The sequence below is a fragment of the Bacillus cereus group sp. Bce019 genome, assembly GCF_051781745.1.
Lineage (GTDB): Bacteria > Bacillota > Bacilli > Bacillales > Bacillaceae_G > Bacillus_A > Bacillus_A cereus.
Window position 1 is genome coordinate 1 of sequence record NZ_JBPWJX010000014.1, and the last position, 25,392, is coordinate 25,392.

A 25,392-nucleotide genomic window follows, 5' to 3' on the forward strand; every position below is an offset into this window, starting at 1 on the left:
TGATGCATCGAAAGCAAAGCGTGAATTAGGCTGGGAGGCAACACGCGGATTAGAAGAAATGTGTGCAGATTCTTGGAAATGGCAATCAAATAATAAAAATGGCTATTTAGAAGTTTAATGATGAATATAAAAAAATGACCTTTGCATAAAAGCAAGAGGTCATTTTTTATTAATTTTATTAGCGAACCTAGAAAAGAGCGTTCGCTGTTTTAAATGATGTGATTTTATAATATCTTATGCTAGAAGGTAGTAGAATGAGATAGAGGAATGTATTATTTTATTAATTTTTTATAGAAATTGAAAGCGTATTATTGAAAAGTATTCCAACACTTGTATCATTGCTAGAGTCCGTTTATAATCAAGGAATCCTAGTTCATGTTTTAATAGGATTATTTATTATTGAAAGCGTTTTAAGTTCGCTCCTTTTTGAGGTAGGAGGTCTGACTTATTTGAATGAAAAATTATGTATGTAGTTTTAAATGGGAAGAAAAATAATATAAGTATCACTTTATAGTGTGGGGAGGTTAAAAGTGTGAAAGGTAAAGATTTTCACACGAATATATATGGGTTATGTAGGATTATTACTTTCAGGGGCAGCTTTATTTTTAAATAGTCTTGTTATATTAGGGAAAGCAGAGATGAAAAGTGCGGGTGTTTTTAATTTATTTGTGGGTGCACTACAAATTATTATTCCGTTTTATTTGATCATGATTTCTGACCAAAGCAATTGGACAGTGTATTCATATGCGGCTACTTTCTTATTTGGATTAACTTATTTATATGTAGGTGTTACTTTTATAAAAGGAATGGATAGTAGTGGTCTAGGATGGTTTTGTATTTGGGTAGCAATTATAGCCTTATTCTATATGGTTGTTTCATTTGTTCAATTCCATGATGTTGTTAATGCGTTAACGTGGTTTATGTGGGCATTACTTTGGTATTTATTCTTTGTATTAAATACACAAAAGAAGAACATTAATCAATATCTTGGAAGGATTGCCTTCGTACAATCATGGGTAACATTGACTTTACCTTCACTCTTTTATTTTATGGGAGTGTGGGGAGAGGGATTTGTATATGAACTATGGGTTTATGTATCAGTAATTTCTATTTTGTACTTCTGTTATTGTATTTATAAATATCGAGTACGTTAATATATTTTCTGTAGAAAAGCATGGAATCGTTAAACGAATTCCATGCTTTTTATATGTTGGCACTTATAATAGGGAGGTAGTATTTTACAATTTGCTAAAATGGGGATGATGAAGTTGAAAAAAGTATTGGTGCTAGGGGGAACAAGATTTTTTGGTAAATATTTAGTAGAAGCACTTTTGCAAGAGGGGCACGATGTAACGATTGCGACGAGGGGAGTTACTGAAGATTCTTTTGGTAGCGCAGTAAAAAGAATAATTATTGATAGAGAAGATGGAAAGCTACTAGAAAAGCGTCTAGAAGGAAAAAGTTATGATATTGTATACGATAATTTATGCTATAGCTCGAATGCAGCGAAGATAATATGTGAAGTGTTAAGAGGGAAAACGAAGAAATATGTTATGACATCTTCAATGGCCGTCTATGAACCTGCCCTAAGCTTATCAGAAGAAGACTTTAATCCGTACGATTATGCAATCGCGTATGGAGATAGGAATGACTTCAATTATGGTGAAGGAAAGAGATTAGCTGAAGCCGTTGTATTTCAACAAGCAACATTCCCAGTTGTTGCAGTTCGTTTTCCAGTTGTTATTGGAGAAAACGATTATACGAAAAGGTTACAATTTTACGTTGAATGTATTGTGAACCAAAAACCTATCGTTGTGGATCATGTAGATGGAACTTTGTCATTTATACATGAAAAAGAGGCAGGAGAGTTTCTAGCTTGGTGCGGAATGGAAAATGTGAAAGGGCCAATTAACGCCTGTAGTAACGGGGTAGTTTCTACGGAAGAAATTATTCATTTCATAGAAGAGAAGACAGGAATAAAAGCACTCATTCAGAAAGCTGGGGAAAATATAGCTCCTTATAATGAGGTAACTAACTGTACATTACATAATGGAAAGGCTCGTGAATTCGGATTTTTGTTCCGAGAGCTGAAACTAGAAATGAAAAATGTTTTAAAACATTATATAAATACAATGAAGTAATCATAAATCCCCCGGTGGCAATCCGGGGGATTCTGGAGGATTTCGACAATACTGATTTTACATTACCAAATTTACCTTATACGTATGACTAATGTTTTTGTGATTGAATTGCTTGTAAATACTTCTCGTTTACTTGGTCCCAGTTTACTGTATGCCACCAGTTGGTAACAAACTCTGGGCGCCTATTTTGATACTTTAAATAATAAGCATGTTCCCATACATCAATTACGAGTAAGGGGATTTTCCCTTCTTGCAAAGGCGTATCTTGATTTGGTGTACTCATAACAGAGAGTTCCTCACCGTCAAGAACAAGCCATCCATAGCCACTTCCAAAACGACTAATAGCTGCTTTGGAAAGTTGATCTTTTAAGTTGTCAAAGGTATTGAAATAATAATCAATTACTTTTGCAACGTCTCCATTAGGCTCACCGCCACCTTGTGGGCTCATCACTTCCCAAAAAAGACTATGACAATAGTGACCGCCACCGTTATTTCGTACAGCTGTAACAATTTCCTTCGGTAAAGTATCTAAATTACATAGCAATTCTTCTAAAGATTTATTATGTAATTCAGTATAATTTTCTAAAGTAGCATTTAAATTGTTTACGTATGTCGCATGGTGCTTTCCATGATGAATGGAAAGTGTATTGCTATCAATATGTGGCTCTAGTTCATCATAGTCATATGAAAGCTTTGGCAATTGAAATGAAGACATAACATTACCTCCTTTCTATTTAAAAAGTTGGTCTAGGTAAAAATACTTTACCTGAGTCAAAAATACACCCATTTTCCATATAAGTCAATAGTAAGTCCATTAATTTTCTGAAAAATATTACAATAAAAGTAACACTCTCACTTTCATTTGTGACTCCTATCCTTTTTGCTTATACTGTAAAGTAGCAGGGTTTTGTTGAAATAGAAGGAGATTGTTTATGAGTAAAACGAAACAATTAATAGAGGAAGCAAGTAATTTTATTACGATTTGTTATAAGGAGCTTCATAAAGAACAATTGATAGAAGAACGTATAAAAGAAATTCAAATTGAGATAGAGAAGACAGGGACATATGAGCATACATTTGAAGAACTTGTTCATGGTTCACGAATGGCATGGCGTAACAGTAATAGATGTATTGGAAGACTATTTTGGAGTAAGATGCACATATTAGATGCGCGCGAAGTAAATGATGAAGAGGGTGTATATAATGCATTAATTCATCATATTAAATATGCAACGAACGACGGGAAAGTTAAACCAACCATTACGATTTTTAAGCAATATCAAGGTGAAGAAAATAATATAAGAATTTATAATCACCAATTGATTCGATATGCAGGATATAAAACAGAAACGGGAGTGATTGGTGATTCTCATTCCGCTACATTTACGGACTTTTGTCAGGGGCTTGGTTGGCAAGGAGAAGGTACGAATTTCGATGTATTGCCACTTGTATTCTCTATAAACGGGAAGGCACCTACATATAAAGAAATTCCGAGAGAAGAAGTAAAAGAAGTGCCAATTGAACACCCAGAATACCCTATTTCATCACTTGGAGTAAAATGGTATGGTGTTCCAATGATTTCAGATATGCGTTTAGAAATTGGCGGTATTTCTTATACAGCCGCTCCGTTCAATGGATGGTATATGGGAACAGAAATTGGGGCGCGCAACTTAGCAGATCATGATCGTTATAATTTACTTCCGGCTGTTGCGGAGATGATGGATTTAGATACATCGAGAAACGGTACCTTATGGAAAGATAAGGCGCTAATTGAGTTGAATATTGCCGTACTACACTCCTTTAAAAAACAAGGAGTTAGTATTGTTGATCACCATACTGCTGCACAACAATTTCAGCAATTTGAGAAGCAAGAAGCTGCTTGTGGTCGTGTTGTAACAGGTAATTGGGTATGGCTTATTCCGCCATTATCTCCAGCTACCACTTACATTTATCATAAACCGTATCCGAATGAAATTTTGAAGCCAAATTTCTTTCATAAATAATATTTAGTGCAGTTTTTTTCTGCAAAATATATTTTTTTTAATTACTGTTATGTAGCAAATGGAAGCCTTTACTCTCGGTTATTTTTGGAAGAGGCTTTTTGAACCAAGGAGTACCTTATGTTATAATCAAATTTCTGTTTCGAAGACCTTATAGAAATATAAGGTCTTTTGTTTTGCTTTTTTATGTAAGAGGAAGAGAATTTTTCTTTTTAATAAGGGATTTGGCATATTTTTAGGGACAACATAAGTATGTGGGAAGTCGATAAAATGTTATGCATATATAATTATTATGTTTTAGGTTTAAACAATAAAACATAATAAAGTTGTTTTTTTAGATTGCTGAGGAAGGAGGAAGTATAAATGAGGATGAAGAGTCGAAAAACTGATTGGCCTGTATTTATTATTAGTGGTGGTTCACTTTTATTATTTGTAATTGCAGTTTTTTTGAACAAGGATTATGTAGAGAGTGCGATTAATAAAAGTTTCGCTTTTTCAATTAAATATTTCGGTGCCTTCTGGCAAGTTTTATTATTAGGTACATTTATTGTTGCGATGTGTATGGCTTTCTCCAAATATGGGAGAGTTAAGCTTGGGGGATTAGAAAAACCTGAGATTAGTACGGCAAAATGGCTTGCTATTATTATGTCTACATTACTTGCTGGAGGTGGCGTTTTTTGGGCAGCAGCAGAGCCAATGTATCATTTGATGACGGTGCCACCAATACATGATGGTATATCTGCTGGAACGAAAGAAGCAGTCATGCCTGCTTTAGCACAAAGTTATATGCATTGGGGATTTTTAGCATGGACGATTTTAGGTACAATTAGTGCGGTAGTTATGATGTATGGACATTATCATAAAGATATGCCGCTAAAACCTCGAACGCTTTTATATCCTATTTTTGGGGAAAAATTAAGAAAGAGCCTGCTTGGAACGATAATTGATGCAGCTGCAATTATTGCAGTAGCTGCAGGTACAATTGGCCCAATTGGATTTTTAGGTTTACAAGCAAGTTATGGATTACAAGAATTATTTGGAGTTTCTGATGTGTTTACTACTCAATTAGCAATTATTGTTTGTGTGGTGGCCGTGTCTACCATATCGGCAGTAACAGGTATTGATAAAGGGATTCAAATTATAAGTAATTTAAATGTTAGATTAGCAATTGTGTTAATGGCATTCATATTACTATTTGGGCCAGGTGGATTTATTATTGATTCGTTTGTTTCTTCGTTTGGATTTTATGTAAATGAGTTTATACCGATGAGCACATACCGTGGTGATACAAGTTGGTTAGGATCTTGGACAATCTTTTTCTGGGGATGGTTTATTGGATACGGACCAATGATGGCAATTTTAGTGAGTCGAATTTCAAGAGGGAGAACGATTCGAGAAATCATCGTTGCAATTGGAATTATCGCACCTATTATTACAACATTTTGGTTTACTATATTAGGTGGATCAGGCGTGTTTTATGAGTTGATGAATCCAGGGTCTATCTCGGACGCATTAAGTGAATCTGGTATGCCGGCAGCTATGATTGCAATTACAGGGCAATTGCCACTTTCTAATATTATTGGACCAGCATTTCTTTTATTAACAATTTTATTTGTAGTGACAACAGGAGATTCAATGGCATATTCCATTTCAATGGCAGTGACTGGAGACGGAGATCCTAGAATTAGTTTGCGAATTTTTTGGTCGCTTATTATGGGCGCAGTTGCAGCAATTCTTTTATATATGGGTGAAGGAAGTATTAATGCGCTACAATCATTTATCGTGGTGACGGCAGTTCCGGTATCAATTTTGTTATTCCCAATGCTATGGTTAGCGCCTAAAGTTGCGGGAGAATTAGCATTAAAACAAGGTATTGTAAAAGAAGAAGATAAAACTGCATTCTTATTTCAGAAGGCTAGTAAATCAAAATAAATAAAAACGTAAAAGAGGAAGCATCTTAAATGAGATGCTTCCTCTTTTACGTTTAATCTAATACTTTTCCCTTTGTTTCTGGTACACATAGTAGCATTGTAATTAACCCGATTGGGTAGATGATAAAAATCAAGGACAATGCTCCAAGTAGGTTGCCACCTGTAGCAAGTAAGCCAATAATAACAGGCCCAAATCCAGCTAATCCACGTCCTGTACCGAAAATAAAGTTTTCGGCGGTAGAGCGAGCTTCAGCAGGATAGTTTTCAGCTAAAATTGCTCCAAATCCTCCCATCATTCCATTTGCAAAGAATCCAAGCAATGCACTTCCCCATAATAATAATGTTGAATCTGTGAATAAGAAGAAGTAAATGAGACAGTATACTGTACCGCCAATATAATAGATTGCAAAAGTTTTACGGCGACCAATTTTATCAGCTAGAATACCAAAGATTGCAATTCCAATTAGCATACCGATGGTAGAAATGAACATCCAGCCACTTGCTTTTGCTAATGTATAGTTATATTTATTTGCTAAAATAGTGGGCATCCATGTGAAGATTCCGTAATATCCGAAGTTTTGGATGAACGACATAATAATAAGACCAATTGTTGTAATTGTTACTTTTTTATTGGCAAATAACTTTCGAAGTGGAAATTTTTTTATATGTTTTAGTTGTTCTGCTTCAGTAGTTGTTAATTTACCTGCAGCTTCTTTTTGCAATAGTTCCTTTTTGTAGCGTTGTTTTTGCTCCCATATTTTCGGTTCACTTAAACTTTTACGGACATAGACAGCTAGTAAAGCTGGAATTAATCCAAATAAGAAAACGGCTCTCCATCCAAAGTGTGGGACAATAAATGCTGGAAGGAGTGAAGCAATCAGTACACCAAATTGCCATCCAAGTGCAACAACAGATGTCGCTTTAGCGCGCATTTCTTTAGACCATGTTTCTGTTACGATGGCCATTCCGATTCCGAATTCACCACCAACTCCCATTCCAACTAAAAAGCGCAGAATTAATAATTGCCAGTAGTCTGTTGCGAAATAAATGAGTGCGGTTGCTAGTGAAAACAGTAAGATTGTGAAGGCCATTGTACGAATACGGCCAAATAAATCAGCAATAAATCCAAATAAATAAGAACCAATTAACATTCCTATTGTGGTAGCTAAAGTTAAGTTTCCACCTTCAACAGGACTTAAGTGAAACTCTTTTAAAATATAGACAAGTACGAAAGATAATAGCAACATATCTAAACCTTCTGCTGCATATCCTAGCGCAGAACCAAATAATGTTTTATATCTTTTCGCTTTTGTCTCCTCTGTTGTTTGTTGTACATCAGTAGTGACGTTCATTATTACTCCTCCTTATTTTCTACAGTCGCTATGGAAGAATAACAAAAGGCCTTCTCACCTGATATGATGAGAAGGCCAAAAAAGCATACGTATCCCCAAGAAAAGAACATACGTATATTGTATTCCGACTTCCTTCTCAACCTCACGGGGTTGGGTTAAAGGACTGTATTATATTACTTTATTTTTAGCACTCTTCTATATGTCTTGTCAAATAAAGAGGAAGTTATTATGTGTAAAATATTTCAAAAAACATTTCGTTCTTCTTGACGCCGACTTCATTATTTTCCCATAATAAAACTAACTAAATAAAAAGGAATGAATCAAAGATGCTAAATTTAGTACTCATGATGATTGAACGAGTCGGACTTATAGTTATTTTAGGATTTTTACTCTCTCATATTAAAACTTTCAGACGCCTCCTTCATAAACAGGATGGCTATGTAGATAAGCTTAAGCTTATTTGTATTTTTTCGGTATTTACAATTGTAAGCAATTACACTGGGATTGAAATAGCAGGAAATACGATTATGAATGAAAATTGGTTACAAGGTGTTTCATCATCGAGTACCATTGCGAATACACGTATTATGGGTGTTGGAATTAGTGGATTGCTTGGTGGTCCTATCGTCGGAATTGGGGTAGGATCAATTGCTGGTATTCACCGTTATATGCTTGGAGGGACGACAGCTCTAAGTTGTGCAATCTCGTCAATTTTAGCAGGTGTTATAACGGGGTATATTGGATACATTTTCAAAAAGTATAATCGTACAATTACTCCTAAGTTTTCAGCGATTTTAAGTGTTTTTATCGTTTCTTTAGAAATGATTATGATCCTATTAATTGTAGAGGATGGAATGAGCATTGTGAAAACAATTGCGATACCAATGATCCTTGTAAATAGTTTTGGAAGTTTTATTTTACTTTCTATGATACAAGCTATTTTGCGTCAGGAAGAGAACGCAAAGGCACTTCAGACTCATAAGGTATTACGTATTGCAGATAAAACGTTACCATATTTTCGCCAAGGCTTAACAGAAGAATCATGTAAGCATGTGGCACAAATTATTCACCGTTTTACAGGAACAGATGCGGTATCCTTAACAGATACAGAGAAAATATTAGCTCATGTTGGATTAGCATCAGATCACCATATTCCTTCACATAGTTTAATAACTGGTTTGTCGAAAGAAGTTTTACATACAGGGCAAATAATGAAAGCAAAATCACGTGAGGTCATTAATTGTCAACATGAAGGATGCCCTTTGCAAGCGGCGATTGTTATTCCACTAACTTCGCATGGAAATACGATAGGGACATTAAAACTGTATTTTAAAAATCCTAACCAGTTAAGTCGCGTTGAAGAAGAATTAGCAGAAGGGTTAGCAAAAATATTCTCCACGCAGTTAGAGTTAGGAGAAGCTGAGTTGCAAAGTAAATTACTTCAAGATGCGGAGATAAAAGCATTACAAGCGCAAATTAACCCGCACTTTTTATTTAATGCGATTAATACAGTATCAGCTTTATGCCGAACAGATGTAGAAAAAGCAAGGAAGTTATTATTACAGCTTAGCGTATATTTCCGATGTAATTTGCAAGGGGCACGTCAGTTATTGATTCCACTAGAACAAGAATTAAACCATGTACAGGCATATCTATCCTTAGAACAAGCAAGGTTCCCAAATAAGTATGAGGTAAAGATGTATATTGAGGACGAGCTAAAGACAACTTTAGTACCACCATTTGTTCTTCAACTATTGGTTGAAAATGCATTGCGACACGCTTTTCCGAAGAAGCAACCAGTATGTGAAGTAGAAGTGCATGTTTTTGAAAAAGAGGGTATGGTTCATTTTGAAGTAAAAGATAATGGACAGGGAATTGAGGAAGAACGTTTAGAACAATTAGGAAAGATGGTAGTTTCGTCAAAGAAAGGGACTGGAACAGCTTTATATAATATTAATGAACGTCTTATTGGATTATTTGGAAAAGAAACGATGCTTCATATCGAAAGTGAATTAAATGAGGGGACAGAGATTACTTTTGTTATTCCAAAAAAAGTAGGGGAGGAAGAGCCGGGTGTTAAAAGTATTAGTAGTTGACGATGAAATGTTAGCACGTGATGAACTAAAGTATTTATTAGAGAGAACGAAAGAAGTTGAGATAATTGGTGAGGCTGATTGTGTGGAAGACGCATTAGAAGAACTAATGCAAAGTAGACCAGATATTGTGTTTTTAGATATTCAATTATCCGATGATAACGGATTTGAAATCGCCAATATATTAAAGAAGATGAAAAATCCACCTGCAATTGTATTTGCTACTGCCTATGATCAATATGCACTGCAAGCATTTGAAGTAGATGCGTTAGACTACATTTTAAAACCATTTGATGAAGAGCGTATTGTGCAGACATTAAAGAAGTATAAAAAACAAAAACAATCGCAAATAGAAACGAAGCACGAAATAAAGGGGACAGATGTAACAGTAGAGATGCATAAATTAGCATTACCAATTGAAGAATCAATCGTACTTGTTAATATTGAAGATATTGTATATGTAGGACTTGTGGACGGAAAAGTGACAGTAAAAACAATGAGGGAAACATATGTAACACACGATACACTTGTGATTTTGGAAAAGAAGTTGCCGCAAGTAAGTTTCATGCGTGTTCATCGTAGCTTTATTGCAAATATTAATCATATTACTGAAATTCAGCCATGGTTTAACTCTACTTATAATTTAATTATGAAAGAAGGATCAAAAGTACCTGTTAGTCGTACATATGCAAAAGAACTCAAGAAGCTGCTTCGTATTTAAGAAGCAGCTTTTGTATTTCATCCTTTTATATTTGTAACTGATTCTGTATATTTGACGTTCCGTTATGTAAACGCTTACTTGGGCGGTTGTATCCTATACAATAAAGGTACCAAATCGAAAGAGGTGGCCAAAATGAGTACGAAAAAAGTATATAGTTTCTTATCACAAGCATTCATATTTTCAGCTATTATGTTAATTTCTAATATTATTGCAACACATTTACCAATTCCAATGCCTTCATCGGTAATCGGGTTAGTTATTTTATTTAGTCTATTATGTTTAAAAGTTATTAAATTGGAGCAAGTTGAATCACTCGGAACAGCTTTAACAGGTATTATTGGATTCTTATTCGTCCCATCAGGTATTTCAGTTATTAATTCTCTTGGTGTAATGGGGCAATACTTTGTACAAATTTTAACTGTAATTGTTGTAGCGACAGTTATTTTACTCGCTGTAACAGGATTATTTGCACAATTTATTTTAGGAAAAGATGAAAAAGAAACAGAAGATATAAAAGAATTGAAAGTAGTAAATAAAGGACGCAAGCACGGAAAGGTTGCGTAAACATTGTATTTATATATTGTTGGGAGGTAATGAACATGGCAAGCACAATGACTCCATATTTCGGAATCGTCGTTTCATTAATCGCATACGGAATCGGAACATTATTATTCAAGCATTCAAAAGGGTTCTTCCTATTTACACCATTATTCGTAGCGATGGTATTAGGGATTGTATTTCTAAAGGTAGGTAACTTTACTTTTGAAGAATATAATACTGGCGGAAAAATGATTAGTTTCTTCTTAGAGCCAGCAACAATTGCATTCGCTATCCCACTATATAAACAAGTTGATAAGTTGAAAAAATATTGGTGGCAAATTTTATCAGCTATCGTGGTTGGATCTATTTGCTCAGTAATTGTCGTGTTCATTGTTGCAAAAGCAATCGGTTTAGATACAGCAGTAATGAATTCAATGCTACCACAAGCAGCAACAACAGCAATTGCGTTACCAATTTCAGAAAGTATTGGTGGTATTCCAGCAATTACATCGTTTGCAGTTATTTTCAACGCAGTTATCGTATACGCATTAGGAGCATTATTCTTAAAAACATTTAGAGTGAAACATCCGATTGCAAAAGGTTTAGCACTTGGAACAGCGGGTCATGCATTAGGAGTTGCAGTAGGAATTGAAATGGGTGAGGTAGAGGCAGCGATGGCAAGTATTGCTGTAACGGTAGTTGGGGTTGTAACAGTAGTTGTCATCCCAATGTTCATGCCATTCATTGGATAGTAAAACTTACTTAAAAAATAAGAAAAGCAAGCTATTTGTAGGACAGATTTCTACTGATAGCTTGCTTTTTATGTTACAGTAGTGGTAAGACCTATTAAAAAATGTAAGTTTCCTTAAATCTTCATTAATACTATGTAGAATACGTTTTGAATTAGGTCATTGTATTGTAAAATAAGAAGTAGGCTACTATATACCTGGTAAGGTAGGCATATAATGAGTTTATAAAAATCTTAATATGAATGAATAATTAAAAGTAGAAAAGAGAGAGAAATCTACTTATTAACGTTTTAGTTTATAGGACAGGAGAGAGTATTCGTCGATTATGCAAATAAAAAACCTGTTTCAAAGCAAAGGATTTCAGAGGTTACTCGTATTAGTAATACTTGCTCTCGTGTTATACGGGCTGCAAAGTATGTTGAATTTAATATTAATTACGTTTATTCTCACGTATTTAATGGATCGATTCCAAAAGTTTATTTCACGCAAATTAGATCATTTCATGCCTATTAATCGAAAAATTATTATAGCATTTCTATATGTAATGTTAATTGGTGGAATTGCTATTACGCTATTTAAATATTTACCAGTATTGACGATACAAATTTCACAACTGATTTACCAATTCAATGTATTTTTAAGAAACCCACCAGATAGTGAACTAATTAAGTATGCAGTTAATGCTGTCAATCATATGGAGCTTTCTAAATATGTAGGACAAGGCGTAGACATTTTGTATAAATCGATTACGAATGTTGGTAAATTTGGCCTTCAAGTTTTACTTTCTTTAATTTTGAGTTTATTTTTCTTATTAGAAAAATCTCGTATTGTCGGTTTTACTGCAAAGTTTAAAGAAAGCAGGCTTGCAATTTTCTATACTGAAATTGAGTACTTCGGAAAGAAATTTGCACGTTCATTTGGAAAGGTAATCGAAGCGCAATTTTTAATTGCTGTTGTTAACTGTGTTCTTTCAGTTATCGCATTATGGATATTAGGATTCCCGCAATTATTAGGTTTAGCGTTAATGATTTTCTTGCTTGGCTTAATTCCAGTAGCGGGGGTTATCATTTCGTTATTCCCACTTTGTATGATTGCTTACAATATTGGCGGTATCATGTACGTTGTTTATATTTTGGTTATCGTAACAGTGATTCATGCGCTTGAAAGTTACGTATTAAACCCGAAGTTTATGTCGCAAAAAACAAATTTACCGATTTTCTATACATTTATGGTATTAATCTTCTCAGAACACTTCTTAGGTGTATGGGGATTAATTATCGGTATTCCAATCTTCATCTTCTTATTAGATGTTTTAGACGTGACAAGTGATGAAATGGAGAAGGATATTGGAAAAAATAAAGTGAAGTAAAGAAAAAGCATCGATGTTCGGTGCTTTTTCTTTTATAATATGATGTTTCTTATGCCATACTGTAAGCAGAACATAGAATAGGGGTGAAGTAATGGCTGTAAATGAAAAGGTAGAATTGGCTACATTTGCTGGAGGGTGCTTCTGGTGTATGGTTTCGCCATTTGAAGAGATGGAAGGGATTATAAAGGTTGTTTCTGGCTACACAGGTGGTCATAAAGAGAATCCAACGTATAAAGAAGTATGTTCAGAAACGACGGGACATTATGAGGCAGTACAAATTACATTTGATGCAAATAAAATGCCGTATGAGGAATTGTTAAATATATATTGGAGACAAATTGATCCGACCGATATTGGTGGACAATTCCACGACCGCGGACAGTCTTATGAAACGGTGATTTTTTATCATAATGAAGAACAACATAAAAAAGCAGAGGCCTCAAAAGAAGAGCTTGAGCAGAGTGGACGCTTTTCAAAACCAATTGCGACAAAAATACTACCAGCAGCTACATTTTATCCAGCTGAAGAATATCACCAAGGATACCATAAGAAAAACACATTCCGCTATGAGTTATATCGTAAAGGCTCAGGACGAGATGCTTTTATTAAGCAACATTGGCCAAAGGATAATGCTCATTTAAAAGAAAAACTCAATGAGATGCAGTATTATGTAACACAGGAAAATGGTACAGAACCACCATTTCGAAATGAGTATTGGAACCATAAAGAGGAAGGTCTTTATGTAGACATCGTTTCAGGTGAGCCGTTGTTTACTTCTCTAGATAAATTTGATAGTGGATGTGGATGGCCTAGTTTTACAAAACCAGTGATGTCAGCAAGTGTGAAAGAAAAGATGGATGTGAGTCATAATATGACACGTACAGAAGTGAGAAGTAAAGAAGGAGATTCACATCTTGGGCACGTATTTCCAGATGGTCCAGGACCAAATGGCCTTCGTTACTGTATTAATTCCGCAGCTCTTCGATTTATTCCAAAAGAGGAATTAGAGAAAGAGGGCTATAGCGATTTCCTAATCTTGTTTGGAAATAAAAAATAACCTCGCAGTTAGCGAGGTTATTTTTTTGTTATTTTGTTTTTTTCTTTTTAAATTTGCTTAATACTTCATAAACGATTGGAACAATAAGAAGTGTTAATAACGTTGAACTTGTTAATCCACCAATTACCGTTACGCCAAGTCCTTTAGAAATTAAGCCACTACCTTCAAATCCTAATGCAAGCGGGATAAGAGCACCGATTGTTGCAATTGCAGTCATTAAAATTGGACGAAGGCGTGTTGCACCAGCTTCTAATAAAGCTTCACGTGTTGATAGTCCTTCATTTTCCTTATGAATAACGCGGTCGATAAGCACGATTGCGTTTGTTACAACGATACCGATTAACATAAGCGCACCAATCATTGCAGATACACTTAATGTTTCACCAGAGATTAATAAGGCAACAAGAGCCCCAATAATTGTAAATGGTAGCGAGAATAAAATTGCGAATGGTGCTAGGGCACCACCAAATGTAACGACAAGAACGAAGTATACAATGGCAATCGCAGCTAACATCGCTAGGCCAAGTTGCTTGAATGATTCTTGAATATCTTTAGTAACACCGCCCATAGAAACATCTACACCAGAAGGAAGATCCATTTTATCTACTTCTTTTTGTACTGCAGCAGATGCTTTTGAAACGTCATCAGATGTTAATTTGGCACTAACCTCTGCATAAACACGTCCATCTCGGTGTGTTACTGTATTCGATGTTTCACCTTCTTTTACAGTCATAACATCTTTCACAGCTACTTCATTACCAAGTGGTGTTGTAATTTTGCGATTTGTTAAGTCATCGATTGTTTCATAATTTTGTTTTTCAGCTTCTACATATACATTGATATCTTTACCGTCTTTTTTAATTGTTGTCAGAACAGGGCGATCATGTTGATTAGAAAGTCCCATTCCAATTTGAGCAGCCGTTAAGCCCATTTTACTCAGCTTTTCTTGATCTGCCACTAAAGTGTACTCTGCATATGTTTTTGCAATACTAGAATCTATATCTTTTAAGTCTTTATTTTTCTTCATGATATTTTGAATATCTTTTACGACAGGCTTAATGTCTTCTGAGCTATCTCCATAAACGTATAGTTTAATTTCGTTACTACCGCCACTTGCTCCGAAGTCTTGGTTTTTCCATTCGCCTTTGCCAGACATCTTCTGTAAATCTTTAACGACTTGTTCTTTCTCTTTTTCAAAGTTTTTCGTGTCGTTATCATATTGCACGAAGAACATTGCTTGGTTTGATTGACCAGGACTCATTGGATTCTCTCCACCTAATGAGAACTGAATTGTTTTGACGTCGTTATTATCTTGGAAGTGCTTCTCAGCTTTTGTTGCAATTTTTTCAACGTCTTCTAACGTTTGACCTGGTTCAGGATTATATGTTGCAATAATCATTTTTTCTTCTTCAGAAGGTAAGAAACTTACACCGATAACTGGTACAAGTGCAAGACTACCAATTAATAGAAGGACAGCGATACTTGATGTAATAATTTTGTGATTTAAAGCCCATGCAAGTATGCGTTTATACCCATTTGCTAATTTACTTGGTTTTTCTTCATGATGTACTTCTTTTTCCCTCATGCTCTCTTTCTTGAATAAGGAATGAGCTAGCATCGGTACGATTGTAACTGCTACTAGTAATGATGCTAATAAAGCGAAGACGATAGTTAAGGCGAATGGTAAGAACATTTCACCAATCATACCTTTTACTAGTCCAAGCGGTAAAAATACAGCAATTGTTACAATGGTAGAAGACATAATCGGGATAAACATTTCTTTTGTAGCTTCACGAATTAAATCTTTTCCACGTAATTTCTCTTCTGATAACGACATACGTCGGTAAATATTTTCAATAACAACAATTGAGTCATCGACAACGCGGCCTATAGCAACGGTCATTGCTCCAAGTGTCATAATGTTAAGCGTAATATCCATTTGCTTTATGACTAAAACAGCAATTAATAAAGAAAGTGGTATTGAAACGACAGAAATTAACGTTGTTCGAATATTTCGTAGGAACAGCATAATAATAACAATCGCAAAGATAGCACCGAAAATTGCTTTGCTTAGCATTGTTTCAACTGATTTTTCAATAGGTGCACCTTGGTCGAATGTTGAAATGATCTCTAAATCTTTATATTTTTTCTCAAGATCTTTTACTTTATCTTTTACTGCATTTACAACATCAACTGTATTTGCATCAGAGGCCTTCACAATTTGAATTCCAATTGCTTCTTTTCCATTTGTTCGAGAAATAGATTCTGCTTTCCCAACTTCTTTAATGTCAGCAATTTCGTCTAATGTAACTGTTGGAATCCCGTTCATAGCAGCTGGATTCATTTGCGGCGTTTGTGCACCAGCGCCAGCATTTTGACTACCTTGACCGTTAGGTGAGGAAGGTATAGCTGGGATTTTAAGTTCTTTTAACGCTTTAATCGTTGTAATATTGCCATCTACAACAACTGATTTTTCCGTGTCTTTAAATGTGTATAAGCCAAGTGGTAAAGATACATCCGATCCCTTAATCACATTTTTTACGGTATCTTCACTTAGTCCTAGTTCTTTCATTTTATCTTTCTTGAAGACAAGCTGTACTTCATCTACTTGTTGGCCAGCAATTTGAACAGATGCAACACCATCAAGTCCTTTTAATCCTGGTACAACATTTTTTTCTACATTTTCAGTTAAGGTAGCTAAAGATTCATTCTTACTTGCCACGCTTAACGAAATAACTGGAAAGGCATTGAAGTTTACTCGTGAAACTTTAGGATCTTTAACACCTTCTGGGAGTTTTACATTTGTGAGAGCTTCTTTAATTTCTGTTTCTGCTTTTTCCATATTTTTATCAAAATCGTATTCTACTTGGATAGAAGATGCGTTTTGAAAAGATGATGAACTCACAACGTTAACACCGCTTAAATTTTGTAGTTGTTCTTCCATCGGCTTTGAAACTTTATCAGCTACTTCTTCTGGTGTAGCACCAGGATAGACCGTAGTTACTGTCACAATCGGTGTTGTAATATCAGGGATTGTTTCCAGCTTCATATTGAGTCCAGAGTAGATCCCCGCAATAGTAACAATAATGGTTAGTAGCCAAACTGCGAACTTATTTTTTAACGAGAAATTGATGATTTTGTTCATGTTTGCGCTCCCTTTTTATTATATTGACCAACTGGTCAGTCTAATACATAATATAACTGACCGTTCGGTCAATCGTCAATAAAAAGAGATGGTATAATACATTTATAATAAGATGCGAGATTAAATTTAGGAGAGAAGATATGAAAGAAAAAGAGCGTTTAATTATAGAATCGGCTATGAAGTTATTTGCTACTAAGGGTGTAAATGCGACATCAGTGCAGGAAATTGTGACAGCTAGTGGTATATCTAAGGGAGCTTTTTACTTATATTTTAAATCGAAAGATGAGCTTTTATTAGCGACACTTCGATATTATTATGACAAAATCCAAAAGAAAATGCTGGATATTGAACAAGAGTCTTTATTACCGCGTGAAAAATTTGCAAAACAATTACATTGTCAGTTTAATGATATACAAAAGCATAAAGAATTTATTATTATGCATGCGAGAGAAAATGCGATTCCGTTTAATAAAGAAGTAGAAGAATTTATGATGCGGATGAAGTTAGAGTCTCACGCATTTTATCGGAATAGTTTATTGTCCATTTATGGTGAAAAGGTTATGCCATATTTATTGGATTTAGTAATTATGGTAGAAGGCATATGCCGTGGGTATTTAGAATTAATTATTTTACAAGCACCAGAAATTGATTTATCGTATGTAGCTGCTTTTATTTTAAAAAGAGTAGATAATTTAGTAGATGGCTTAGTAGAATCTTCGGAAGAACCTATTTTACATGAAGAAAAGCTTGGAGAATTCCTTTGTAAATCAGAGCTTATTAAGGAACAAGTTAAAGAACATTTTTTAAAAGAGATTATTGTATTTAAGCGCACTTTAGCTGATCAATTAGAGGATGATGAGCTGTTGGTTACATTAGATGTTTTAGAGGCGGAAATACGATTGCTTAATCCAAGAATTCCGGTAATTAGAGGTATGTTAGCAAATTTAGAGGCGTATCCGGAATTAAAAGAATTTCGATTACGCCTTATAGGATACTACAATATAAAAAATTCTTAATAAAAATAAGTAAAAAACTCCTTGTCTACACAAGGAGTTTTTTCTTAAAGACTACTTACTATTTTGAGACCATTCTTCAACATCCCAAACTTTTGTGATCCAATCTTCATAGAAGTCCGGTTCGTGACATACAAGGAGAATTGTTCCTTTATATGCTTTCATAGCCTTCTTAAGTTCCGCTTTTGCTGTAACATCAAGATGGTTTGTCGGCTCATCAAATAATAGCCAGTTACTTTCCTCACCCATTAGCTTACATAAACGAACTTTTGCTTGTTCTCCACCACTTAATTGACTTAATGGGCGAGAAATATGTTCATTTTTTAATCCGCATTTTGCTAACATCGCACGAATTTGATGCTGGTCTAGGCCAGGGAATGTATTCCATACATCATCAATTGGTGTTATATTATCAGCTTTAACTTCTTGTTCAAAGTATGCAGGCTCTAAGAAGTCACCAAGACTTGTTTTACCGCTTAAAGGTTTAATTTTACCTAAGATTGTTTTTAGCAACGTTGATTTACCAACACCGTTACATCCAACAATAGCAATTTTTTCACCACGTTCAATCGTCATTGATAGCTTTGGTAGTAGCGGATGTGTATATCCGATTTCTACATTTTCACCTTCAAAGACGAAGCGACTACTTGCACGACTTTCTTTAAATGAGAATTCCGGTTTAATTGCTGTTTCCGGACGATCAATAAGCTCCATGCGATCAAGTTGTTTTTGACGACTCTTTGCACGACCTGTCGTTGAATAACGAGCTTTGTTCTTTGCAATGAAGTCTTCTTGCTTTTTGATAAACTCGCGCTGTTTTTCATAAGCGTTTATATGTTGATTTTTATTGATTTCTGCTAGTTCTAGGAATTTTTCATATGTCGCTGTATAGCGTGTCATTTTTGTGAATTCTAGATGGAAAATAACATCAACACATTTGTTCATAAATTCCGTATCATGAGAAATTAATAAGAATGCATGTGGATATTCTTTCAAATAATTTGTTAACCAATGAATATGTTCAACGTCTAAATAGTTAGTAGGTTCATCAAGCAATAACACTTCTGGCTGTTCAAGTAATAGCTTTGCAAGCAATACCTTTGTACGTTGTCCACCACTTAATGCTGAAACATCACGATCTAAACCAATTGCATCAATTCCAAGACCACGTGCAGCCTCTTCAATTTTCATATCTAGTAAGTAGAAACCACCTGCTTCAAGTGCATCTTGTATTTCTGCCATTTGCTCAAGAAGTTCTTCTAGTTCTTCTGGTGTAGCAGTTCCCATTTTTTCTGTAACTTCATTTAAAGCTTTTTCCTTTTCGAATAACGGTAAAAATGCATCCGCTAGTACGTCACGGATTGTACGCCCAGGTGTTAAAACAGTATGCTGATCTAAGTAGCCGTAATGTGTGCCCGGTGTCCATTCTACGCGACCTTGGTCATGAATAAGCTGACCAGTAATGATATTCATGAATGTTGATTTACCAACACCGTTTGCACCAACTAATCCAACGTGCTCACCTGCTAATAATCGCATAGATACATCTTTAAATAATGTACGATCGCCAAATGTATGTCCTAATTTTTCAACTGTTAATAAGCTCATAGTATCCTCCGTCCAACTTGAAATAGTACCTTGAATCATGATACTAAATTCTTTCATATAATGCTATCATTTCAAAATGTATATTTTTTCAAAAGAAGTGTTTGTAAATGTTAGTATATAAAAAAGTTACTTCTCCTACAGAAGTAACTTTTTGGTTATGCCTTTTGTTTAACTTCACTAACTTTCTTTTCAGCTACAATAAAATGCGGTCTACGTTTTGTTTCATAATAAATACGACCGATATATTCACCAATAACACCTAGGAATATGAGTTGAATACCGCCGATAAATAGTATAGCGGAAATGAGAGTAAAGTAACCAGGAACTTCCACACCACCGAGGATGATTTGAACGAACGTAGTGATTACGTATAAAAGTCCTAAAATGGTTGTTAGTAATCCAAGATATATAGATAGACGTAACGGTTTATTATTGAATGAAATTACACCATCAATTCCATAATTTAATAATTTCGAGAAGGTCCATTTACTTTCTCCATCAGAACGTAATACATTTTCATATTCAATGATTAATTCGTTATAACCGATCCAAGAAAATAAGCCCTTTGAAAATCGGTTGTATTCACTTAAAGATAATAAAGAATCTACTGCTCTTCGACTTAAAAGTCTAAAGTCACCAATACCGTCTACTAATTCAATATCTACAAATTTATTCATCACTTTATAGTAAAGACGAGAGACGAAAGAGCGAACGGGTGAATCACCAGTTCTTGTTCTTTTTGCAATGACTTGGTCGTAGCCGTCGTTATATCCTTCTAACAGTTCTTTTATTAACGTAGGAGGGTGTTGTAAGTCAGCATCCATAATAACAATTGCATCGCCTGTAGCATATTTTAAACCAGCTAACATTGCAGCTTCTTTTCCGAAGTTTCGACTAAATGATATGTAGTGTACCGATGAATCTGCACTAGCTAAATCACGTAAAATATTTAAAGTATCATCTTTACTACCATCATTAACAAAAACAAATTCATAATCGGTAGTTAATTTATGAATTTCAAGGGAAGTCTCTGAATAAAAGGCTCGAAGCACCTTTTCTTCATTGTAGCATGGTACAACTATTGAAAGGGTCATGTTTGACACTCCTTGTTTGTAGTGGATTAAAATAATATTTAGATATTATTTTAGGAAGCTATCTAAATAGATAGCTTCATGATTCATTAAGTGCTCATTATTGCTTTTTAAAAGAAAATTTTCGTCGTGCTTTTGGATTTTTGAAAATTAGTAAAGCTATACAGATAATTAGTGAGATGATTGATATAGTCATACCTAATTTGAAGTAAGGTGTAACGTAAGTCATTTCGATTACATGTGAACCTTTTGTAATTGGAACACCGATAAAGGCAGAATTCGCTTTCGTAAATTCTGTTTCTTTCCCATCAATTTTTATAGTCCAGCCTTTACTATATGGGACAGATAGATATAAGAGCCCGTCTTTATTTGATTTGATATCCCCTTTTAAATAATTGTTCTTATAATAAATATTTTCAAGCCTATTTTCAGTTAGTTTTTTTGTTTCTTTTTGTATACTTTCATAGTTTACAATATTTGCTTGCAAGTCACCTAATTCATACTCACCTGCCATATCAATAGAGATAGTTAGGTTTTCTGGACGCTCATTGCCCAAATTGTAAACAAACCTTTCTAACGGATAAGAGTATGCACCAGCATCGTCCCCTTTTCCTATCGTTTTTCCATTAACAGTTGCATTGAATGTGCCTGCATTTTTTAATTTTAATTCTATCAGTAGATCACCAGGTGTATCAGGATAATTGATAGGTACAATCATATTTCCAAAGCCATGAACAATTAGTTTATTTTCTTGTTTTTCCATGTTTTCGAATTTTGCTTTTTCCGTTTTAATAGATACTGCCTTTGATTTAAGGTCTTGTTTATTAAAATGGTTTAATGAAAATTCTTTTGTATTATTAACGACAACAGCATGTAATAATAATTGATCACGCTGAGCGAAGTTTAATTTAGAAAATTCTTCTTCACTTATAGCCGAATCATATACATATCCTAACGGTAAAGCATAGTCATTTTTGTAAATATTATATGGTCCTACTTGCTGTAATAGTTTATATCCATAAGGTACATTCTTTGAATCTGTATCAGCACTTAATACGCGATATTTTATACCTAGCATATTTTCGAGTAGTAGTCGACTATCAGCTTGATAAAACATTGAAGGTGTATCGTACATTTGGAATACGCCATATTTATTTTTCATAAAGTCATGGACATAATAATTAACCAAGCTTTGATACGTACTTACGCCATGATATCCTTGTAGCATTGGTGTGTTATATTCGCTATATGGATTAAGAATACGATAAAAGTCTTTATCATTTTCTTGTATGTAGCGAATTGCAGCAATTTCTTCTTGATTATCATAGCCTGGTTCGTGTAACTTTTCAGTTGAAATCTGGCTCTGCCCGTAAACTGTGCTAAGTATATTATTCGCATACATATAATTCATAGAAATTGTGCTAACGAGTACGTTCAATACAACTAAAAATTGTATGAAAGGTTTAGAAATATAACGCCATAAACATACTGTAATAACAGAAAGAACGACAGTTCCGAGTAAAATGTTATCAACGTCTTGTAAAGGTTTATCAGTTACATTTATATTTGCCTTTCTATAAAATGCATAAATGAATAATCCAATAGACACTAATAAACTTATTAAATAAGGTAATTTGTAGTCTTTCTTATGAATAATCATCCAATCTAGAATGTATGCAATTGTTTGGGCAATTACAAATACAAATAAATAAAACCATCTAGATTGCATTGCTGAAAAACCATTAAACATAGAATATGTATATGGAAGCATAAACAGAATGAACATGAATAACGTAAAGAATACTTTATTCTTTACGAGTTTATCACGTATAAACATTCCAAATACGATTAAGAATAAAATTAAAGCTGGTAAAGCTAATTGATGATTTTCAGCATTATACATGAAGAAAATATTTTCCATTAAATCTTTATAAAATTTATCTTCAAATAATAATGGTATCTCAAACTTTTTTGATAGTCGATCAGCGCTAAATACGGCATTAACTGATGGGAGGAAGCAAACGGCGGCTAAACCGAGTGATAATCCGTACAATAAACCGATTCTAATATAATAAGTTAGAAAAGAGACAATCGTTTTATTTTGTTGTGTCGCAAAGTATTGGAATAATGCATAAATAAATATGAAAATACTTGTGATAAAAGCAAAATAAAAGTTTGATGCTAACATTAAAGTAGCAGCGATTAGGAAAAGGCCGTGCTTCTTTTCAATAATATATTTATCAAGTCCCCATATTACTAATGGTAAAAATACAATGGCATCAGCCATGAAATCCCATAGTAAAGAGTGGCGGATGAAAGTAATACAGCCACCATATATAATAGCAGCAACAAAAGATGAGAATGCTGTTTTATTATGGTAACGTAAAGAACCATACATGAATACCATAGCTAAAAAGTTTTTTAAAATACTCATGTATAATTTCACGTCATATACTTGCTCAAGACTTAGTTTAGGTAGTAACAGTGTAATCCAGAAAAACGGTGATGTGCTGTAATAATAACTAAACTCTCCAAATAAATCTCCACCTAATCCATAATCAAAAGACCAAAAAAGGTTGCCATCTTTAAAGGCATGTTGTAGAAGAAACGTAAAAAAGCCAAATTGACGTAACGCATCCCCTGTACCAGAAAAGGCTTGATTAGATGTTAAAAAGAAATAATGAAAAGCAAAAGCGCACAATAATAATATTGGTATAATTATCATTGTTTTCTTGGAAAAGAATTTATTATTCGGCTTTATGCTCATAAAAATTGATAATCCTCCTTTGAAAGTCGTTACATGTAGCAACTAGTTTTTAGGTAGCATATAAAAACACACCAATTTTTAAAGGTGTGTTCTTTAGTTTTAACATGAGAAAATATATATTTTTGTTGAAGCATATATATTTTTACAAGCGTTGAATTTCATAGTTTATATATAATTTAGTATAAGGCATTTTCAGAAAGTAAGTCAATTTGAGCTGGAATATATAGCATTTTTTTACTGAAGAAAAATGATGGTATATAAAAAAAGCAAAAAGCTTTTCCATTTTTAAATAGGAAAAGCTTTTTGCTTTTAAGCATGTTTGCGAATGAGCTTTTGTTTTATAAACCCTAAAACAAATCCACGTATTTGAGGATCAATTCCAATTCCAATTATACCGTATAGTATACCAGTAAGAGTTAAAGCAATTAGTGGCGGTAAGTTGATTAATGCAATTCGGTATATACCGTAACTAATAATAAAGGCTAAGGAATTAAATATAATTCCTTTAACTAATAATTGCATGCCTTTACGAATAAAGAGGGTAAATCCGATTAATAGTGTAATTTCGGTAAGGATAGCTGCGGCAGCTGCTCCCATCATTCCATATTTACTACCTAATACAATATAACCTATGATGGCAACAACCAATCCAATAGTCATTGTTGTTGCACGTTTCCATTGCTGGCCAATCGTTGTTAAATTATCGGCTAGTGGATAGTTAATTGATTGTAAAATAACCATAAACGCTAAAATAGCAAGAGCGTCACCAGCGGGAGCGTATTTTTCTCCTAATAAACTAACAATCCAGAAACTTGGATCAGCAATAAAGGGGATAGAAATTCCCATTCCTAAAAAAGACATAAGTTTTAGTTCAAAGCTTGATAATTTTCTATGTTCTTCAATATTTTGCTCATTACCAAAAGCAAAAAGCCTTGGATAAAAGGCAGCTGCAATTACTCCAGGTATTTGATATAGTACGGCAGGTATTTTATATGCAGCACCAAAGAATCCAACTTGCTTATATGTTGAAACTTTTTCTAATATAATAGGCCCTAATTGTGGTAAGAGCATAATGATGATTCCATTGATTGTGAAAATAAGTAGTTGATCTAAAATACCTTTATCCCAACCCTTATGTACTTTCGTATAGCGTATTGTCATTATAAAGGCAATAACACCTGTTACAAGACTAGATACCCCGTACATGGCAGCAACCATCATAAGTGACCATTGAAAAGACATCCCTAATAATAGGGCAGCAGCAGCTGTTACACCTTGTAGTACAGAAATAATAGCTGTAAATTGCATGCGCTCTGTAACTTGGAAGTAAGCCATCCCAACACCTTGTAAGGTTGCTCCGAACATCGTTGGTAGAACAACCCAATATACCATCGCACGTAAGTAAGCGTCGGGATAGAAGAACTGGGCAAAAATAGCGAAAAGTACAGAAATTACGATAGCTAATATTAAACGAATACGCAAATAACTACTTATGAGTACGCTAATATTAGCATCGCTTCTTGTTCCTTCACGCATAAATGTATGTGTTAAACCTGCATCTGTAAAGTAACAAATAACAGCTGAAACAGCTAATGCAGTTGTAAACATACCGTAATCCTCTGGAGAAACATATCGTGCAAAGAGAATTGTTGCAATAGCCAGTACAAAACGGACAGTAATGTTTCCTACAAAGAGGTAGGATGCGTTTTTTAGAATTTTATTTGTTTTCATGAGAAAAGACCTTTCTATTCTTTAGGACCTGGTTAGCTTGTCCTATTTGTAAATTTGATTTGTTCACAGAAAGAGAGAGTATCG

General features: G+C 34.3%; 19 protein-coding genes and 1 pseudogene. 13 read left to right on the top strand and 7 right to left on the bottom strand.

Going from position 1 to position 25,392, the window contains the following annotated elements:
- The 3 genes from ACS2QP_RS18275 to ACS2QP_RS18285 form a co-directional block, all read left to right on the top strand.
- A partial coding sequence (locus ACS2QP_RS18275) for a UDP-glucose 4-epimerase (RefSeq protein WP_431148962.1) occupies nt 1-118 on the top strand: 118 nt, incomplete at its 5' end.
- A gap of 445 nt (nt 119-563) precedes the next feature.
- Nucleotides 564-1,154, top strand: coding sequence for an AmiS/UreI family transporter (locus ACS2QP_RS18280; RefSeq protein WP_000542569.1), 591 nt, complete (start codon nt 564-566; stop codon nt 1,152-1,154).
- 99 nt (nt 1,155-1,253) lie between these two features.
- On the top strand, nt 1,254-2,141 hold the full coding sequence (locus tag ACS2QP_RS18285; RefSeq protein ID WP_438882719.1) for an NAD-dependent epimerase/dehydratase family protein: 888 nt from the start codon (nt 1,254-1,256) through the stop codon (nt 2,139-2,141).
- An 88-nt stretch (nt 2,142-2,229) separates the two neighbouring features.
- Here the strand turns inward: ACS2QP_RS18285 and sodA are convergent, their stop codons facing one another.
- Nucleotides 2,230-2,856 (bottom strand): superoxide dismutase [Mn], encoded by a 627-nt coding sequence (sodA, locus tag ACS2QP_RS18290; RefSeq protein WP_000094041.1) that lies wholly within the window; start codon nt 2,854-2,856, stop codon nt 2,230-2,232.
- Between the two features lie 217 nt (nt 2,857-3,073).
- On the opposite strand from sodA, the gene ACS2QP_RS18295 reads away from it, so the two are divergent.
- Nucleotides 3,074-4,144, top strand: coding sequence for a nitric oxide synthase oxygenase (locus ACS2QP_RS18295; protein ID WP_438882720.1), 1,071 nt, complete (start codon nt 3,074-3,076; stop codon nt 4,142-4,144).
- 360 nt (nt 4,145-4,504) lie between these two features.
- Complete coding sequence (locus tag ACS2QP_RS18300; protein ID WP_001242445.1) at nt 4,505-6,073, top strand: BCCT family transporter; 1,569 nt, start codon at nt 4,505-4,507, stop codon at nt 6,071-6,073.
- A 52-nt stretch (nt 6,074-6,125) separates the two neighbouring features.
- On the opposite strand, the gene ACS2QP_RS18305 is transcribed toward ACS2QP_RS18300, so the two are convergent.
- Entirely contained in the window at nt 6,126-7,424 is a 1,299-nt protein-coding gene (locus ACS2QP_RS18305) for an MFS transporter (RefSeq protein ID WP_001103412.1), read from the bottom strand.
- A gap of 326 nt (nt 7,425-7,750) precedes the next feature.
- Between ACS2QP_RS18305 and lytS the strand changes: the two genes are divergently transcribed.
- The 7 genes and pseudogenes from lytS to msrB all read left to right on the top strand — a co-directional run bounded on the left by lytS (nt 7,751) and on the right by msrB (nt 13,953).
- Nucleotides 7,751-9,520 carry a two-component system sensor histidine kinase LytS gene (lytS, locus tag ACS2QP_RS18310; RefSeq protein ID WP_000933564.1) on the top strand — a complete coding sequence of 590 codons (1,770 nt, stop codon included), beginning with the start codon at nt 7,751-7,753 and terminating at the stop codon, nt 9,518-9,520.
- Nucleotides 9,498-10,238 (top strand): LytR/AlgR family response regulator transcription factor, encoded by a 741-nt coding sequence (locus ACS2QP_RS18315; protein ID WP_000921843.1) that lies wholly within the window; start codon nt 9,498-9,500, stop codon nt 10,236-10,238. Before lytS ends, ACS2QP_RS18315 begins: the two co-directional genes overlap by 23 nt.
- A gap of 132 nt (nt 10,239-10,370) precedes the next feature.
- On the top strand, nt 10,371-10,802 hold the full coding sequence (gene lrgA / locus ACS2QP_RS18320; RefSeq protein WP_000104900.1) for an antiholin-like murein hydrolase modulator LrgA: 432 nt from the start codon (nt 10,371-10,373) through the stop codon (nt 10,800-10,802).
- 35 nt (nt 10,803-10,837) lie between these two features.
- Nucleotides 10,838-11,530 (top strand): antiholin-like protein LrgB, encoded by a 693-nt coding sequence (lrgB, locus tag ACS2QP_RS18325; RefSeq protein ID WP_000168869.1) that lies wholly within the window; start codon nt 10,838-10,840, stop codon nt 11,528-11,530.
- A gap of 322 nt (nt 11,531-11,852) precedes the next feature.
- Nucleotides 11,853-12,896, top strand: coding sequence for an AI-2E family transporter (locus ACS2QP_RS18330; protein WP_438882721.1), 1,044 nt, complete (start codon nt 11,853-11,855; stop codon nt 12,894-12,896).
- A 91-nt stretch (nt 12,897-12,987) separates the two neighbouring features.
- A pseudogene (gene msrA, locus ACS2QP_RS18335) lies at nt 12,988-13,455 on the top strand (peptide-methionine (S)-S-oxide reductase MsrA); the annotation flags it as partial.
- Between the two features lie 45 nt (nt 13,456-13,500).
- Nucleotides 13,501-13,953 carry a peptide-methionine (R)-S-oxide reductase MsrB gene (gene msrB, locus ACS2QP_RS18340; RefSeq protein WP_227599596.1) on the top strand — a complete coding sequence of 151 codons (453 nt, stop codon included), beginning with the start codon at nt 13,501-13,503 and terminating at the stop codon, nt 13,951-13,953.
- A 28-nt stretch (nt 13,954-13,981) separates the two neighbouring features.
- Here the strand turns inward: msrB and ACS2QP_RS18345 are convergent, their stop codons facing one another.
- A complete protein-coding gene (locus ACS2QP_RS18345) occupies nt 13,982-17,098 on the bottom strand; it encodes an efflux RND transporter permease subunit (RefSeq protein WP_438882722.1) in 3,117 nt (1,038 codons plus the stop codon).
- A gap of 140 nt (nt 17,099-17,238) precedes the next feature.
- Here ACS2QP_RS18345 and ACS2QP_RS18350 point away from each other — a divergent pair, with 140 nt between their 5' ends.
- Nucleotides 17,239-18,114, top strand: coding sequence for a TetR/AcrR family transcriptional regulator (locus ACS2QP_RS18350; protein ID WP_000659648.1), 876 nt, complete (start codon nt 17,239-17,241; stop codon nt 18,112-18,114).
- 51 nt (nt 18,115-18,165) lie between these two features.
- Here the strand turns inward: ACS2QP_RS18350 and ACS2QP_RS18355 are convergent, their stop codons facing one another.
- From ACS2QP_RS18355 to ACS2QP_RS18370, 4 genes are all read right to left on the bottom strand, one after another.
- The gene (locus ACS2QP_RS18355) at nt 18,166-19,719 is read right to left on the bottom strand and encodes an ABC-F family ATP-binding cassette domain-containing protein (protein ID WP_000055410.1); all 1,554 of its coding nucleotides are present in this window, start codon (nt 19,717-19,719) and stop codon (nt 18,166-18,168) included.
- A 155-nt stretch (nt 19,720-19,874) separates the two neighbouring features.
- Nucleotides 19,875-20,813, bottom strand: coding sequence for a glycosyltransferase family 2 protein (locus ACS2QP_RS18360; protein ID WP_000175825.1), 939 nt, complete (start codon nt 20,811-20,813; stop codon nt 19,875-19,877).
- Between the two features lie 97 nt (nt 20,814-20,910).
- On the bottom strand, nt 20,911-23,577 hold the full coding sequence (locus ACS2QP_RS18365; RefSeq protein ID WP_097961412.1) for a YfhO family protein: 2,667 nt from the start codon (nt 23,575-23,577) through the stop codon (nt 20,911-20,913).
- A 309-nt stretch (nt 23,578-23,886) separates the two neighbouring features.
- Entirely contained in the window at nt 23,887-25,308 is a 1,422-nt protein-coding gene (locus ACS2QP_RS18370) for an oligosaccharide flippase family protein (protein WP_332284143.1), read from the bottom strand.
- Between the last annotated feature and the right edge of the window lie 84 nt (nt 25,309-25,392).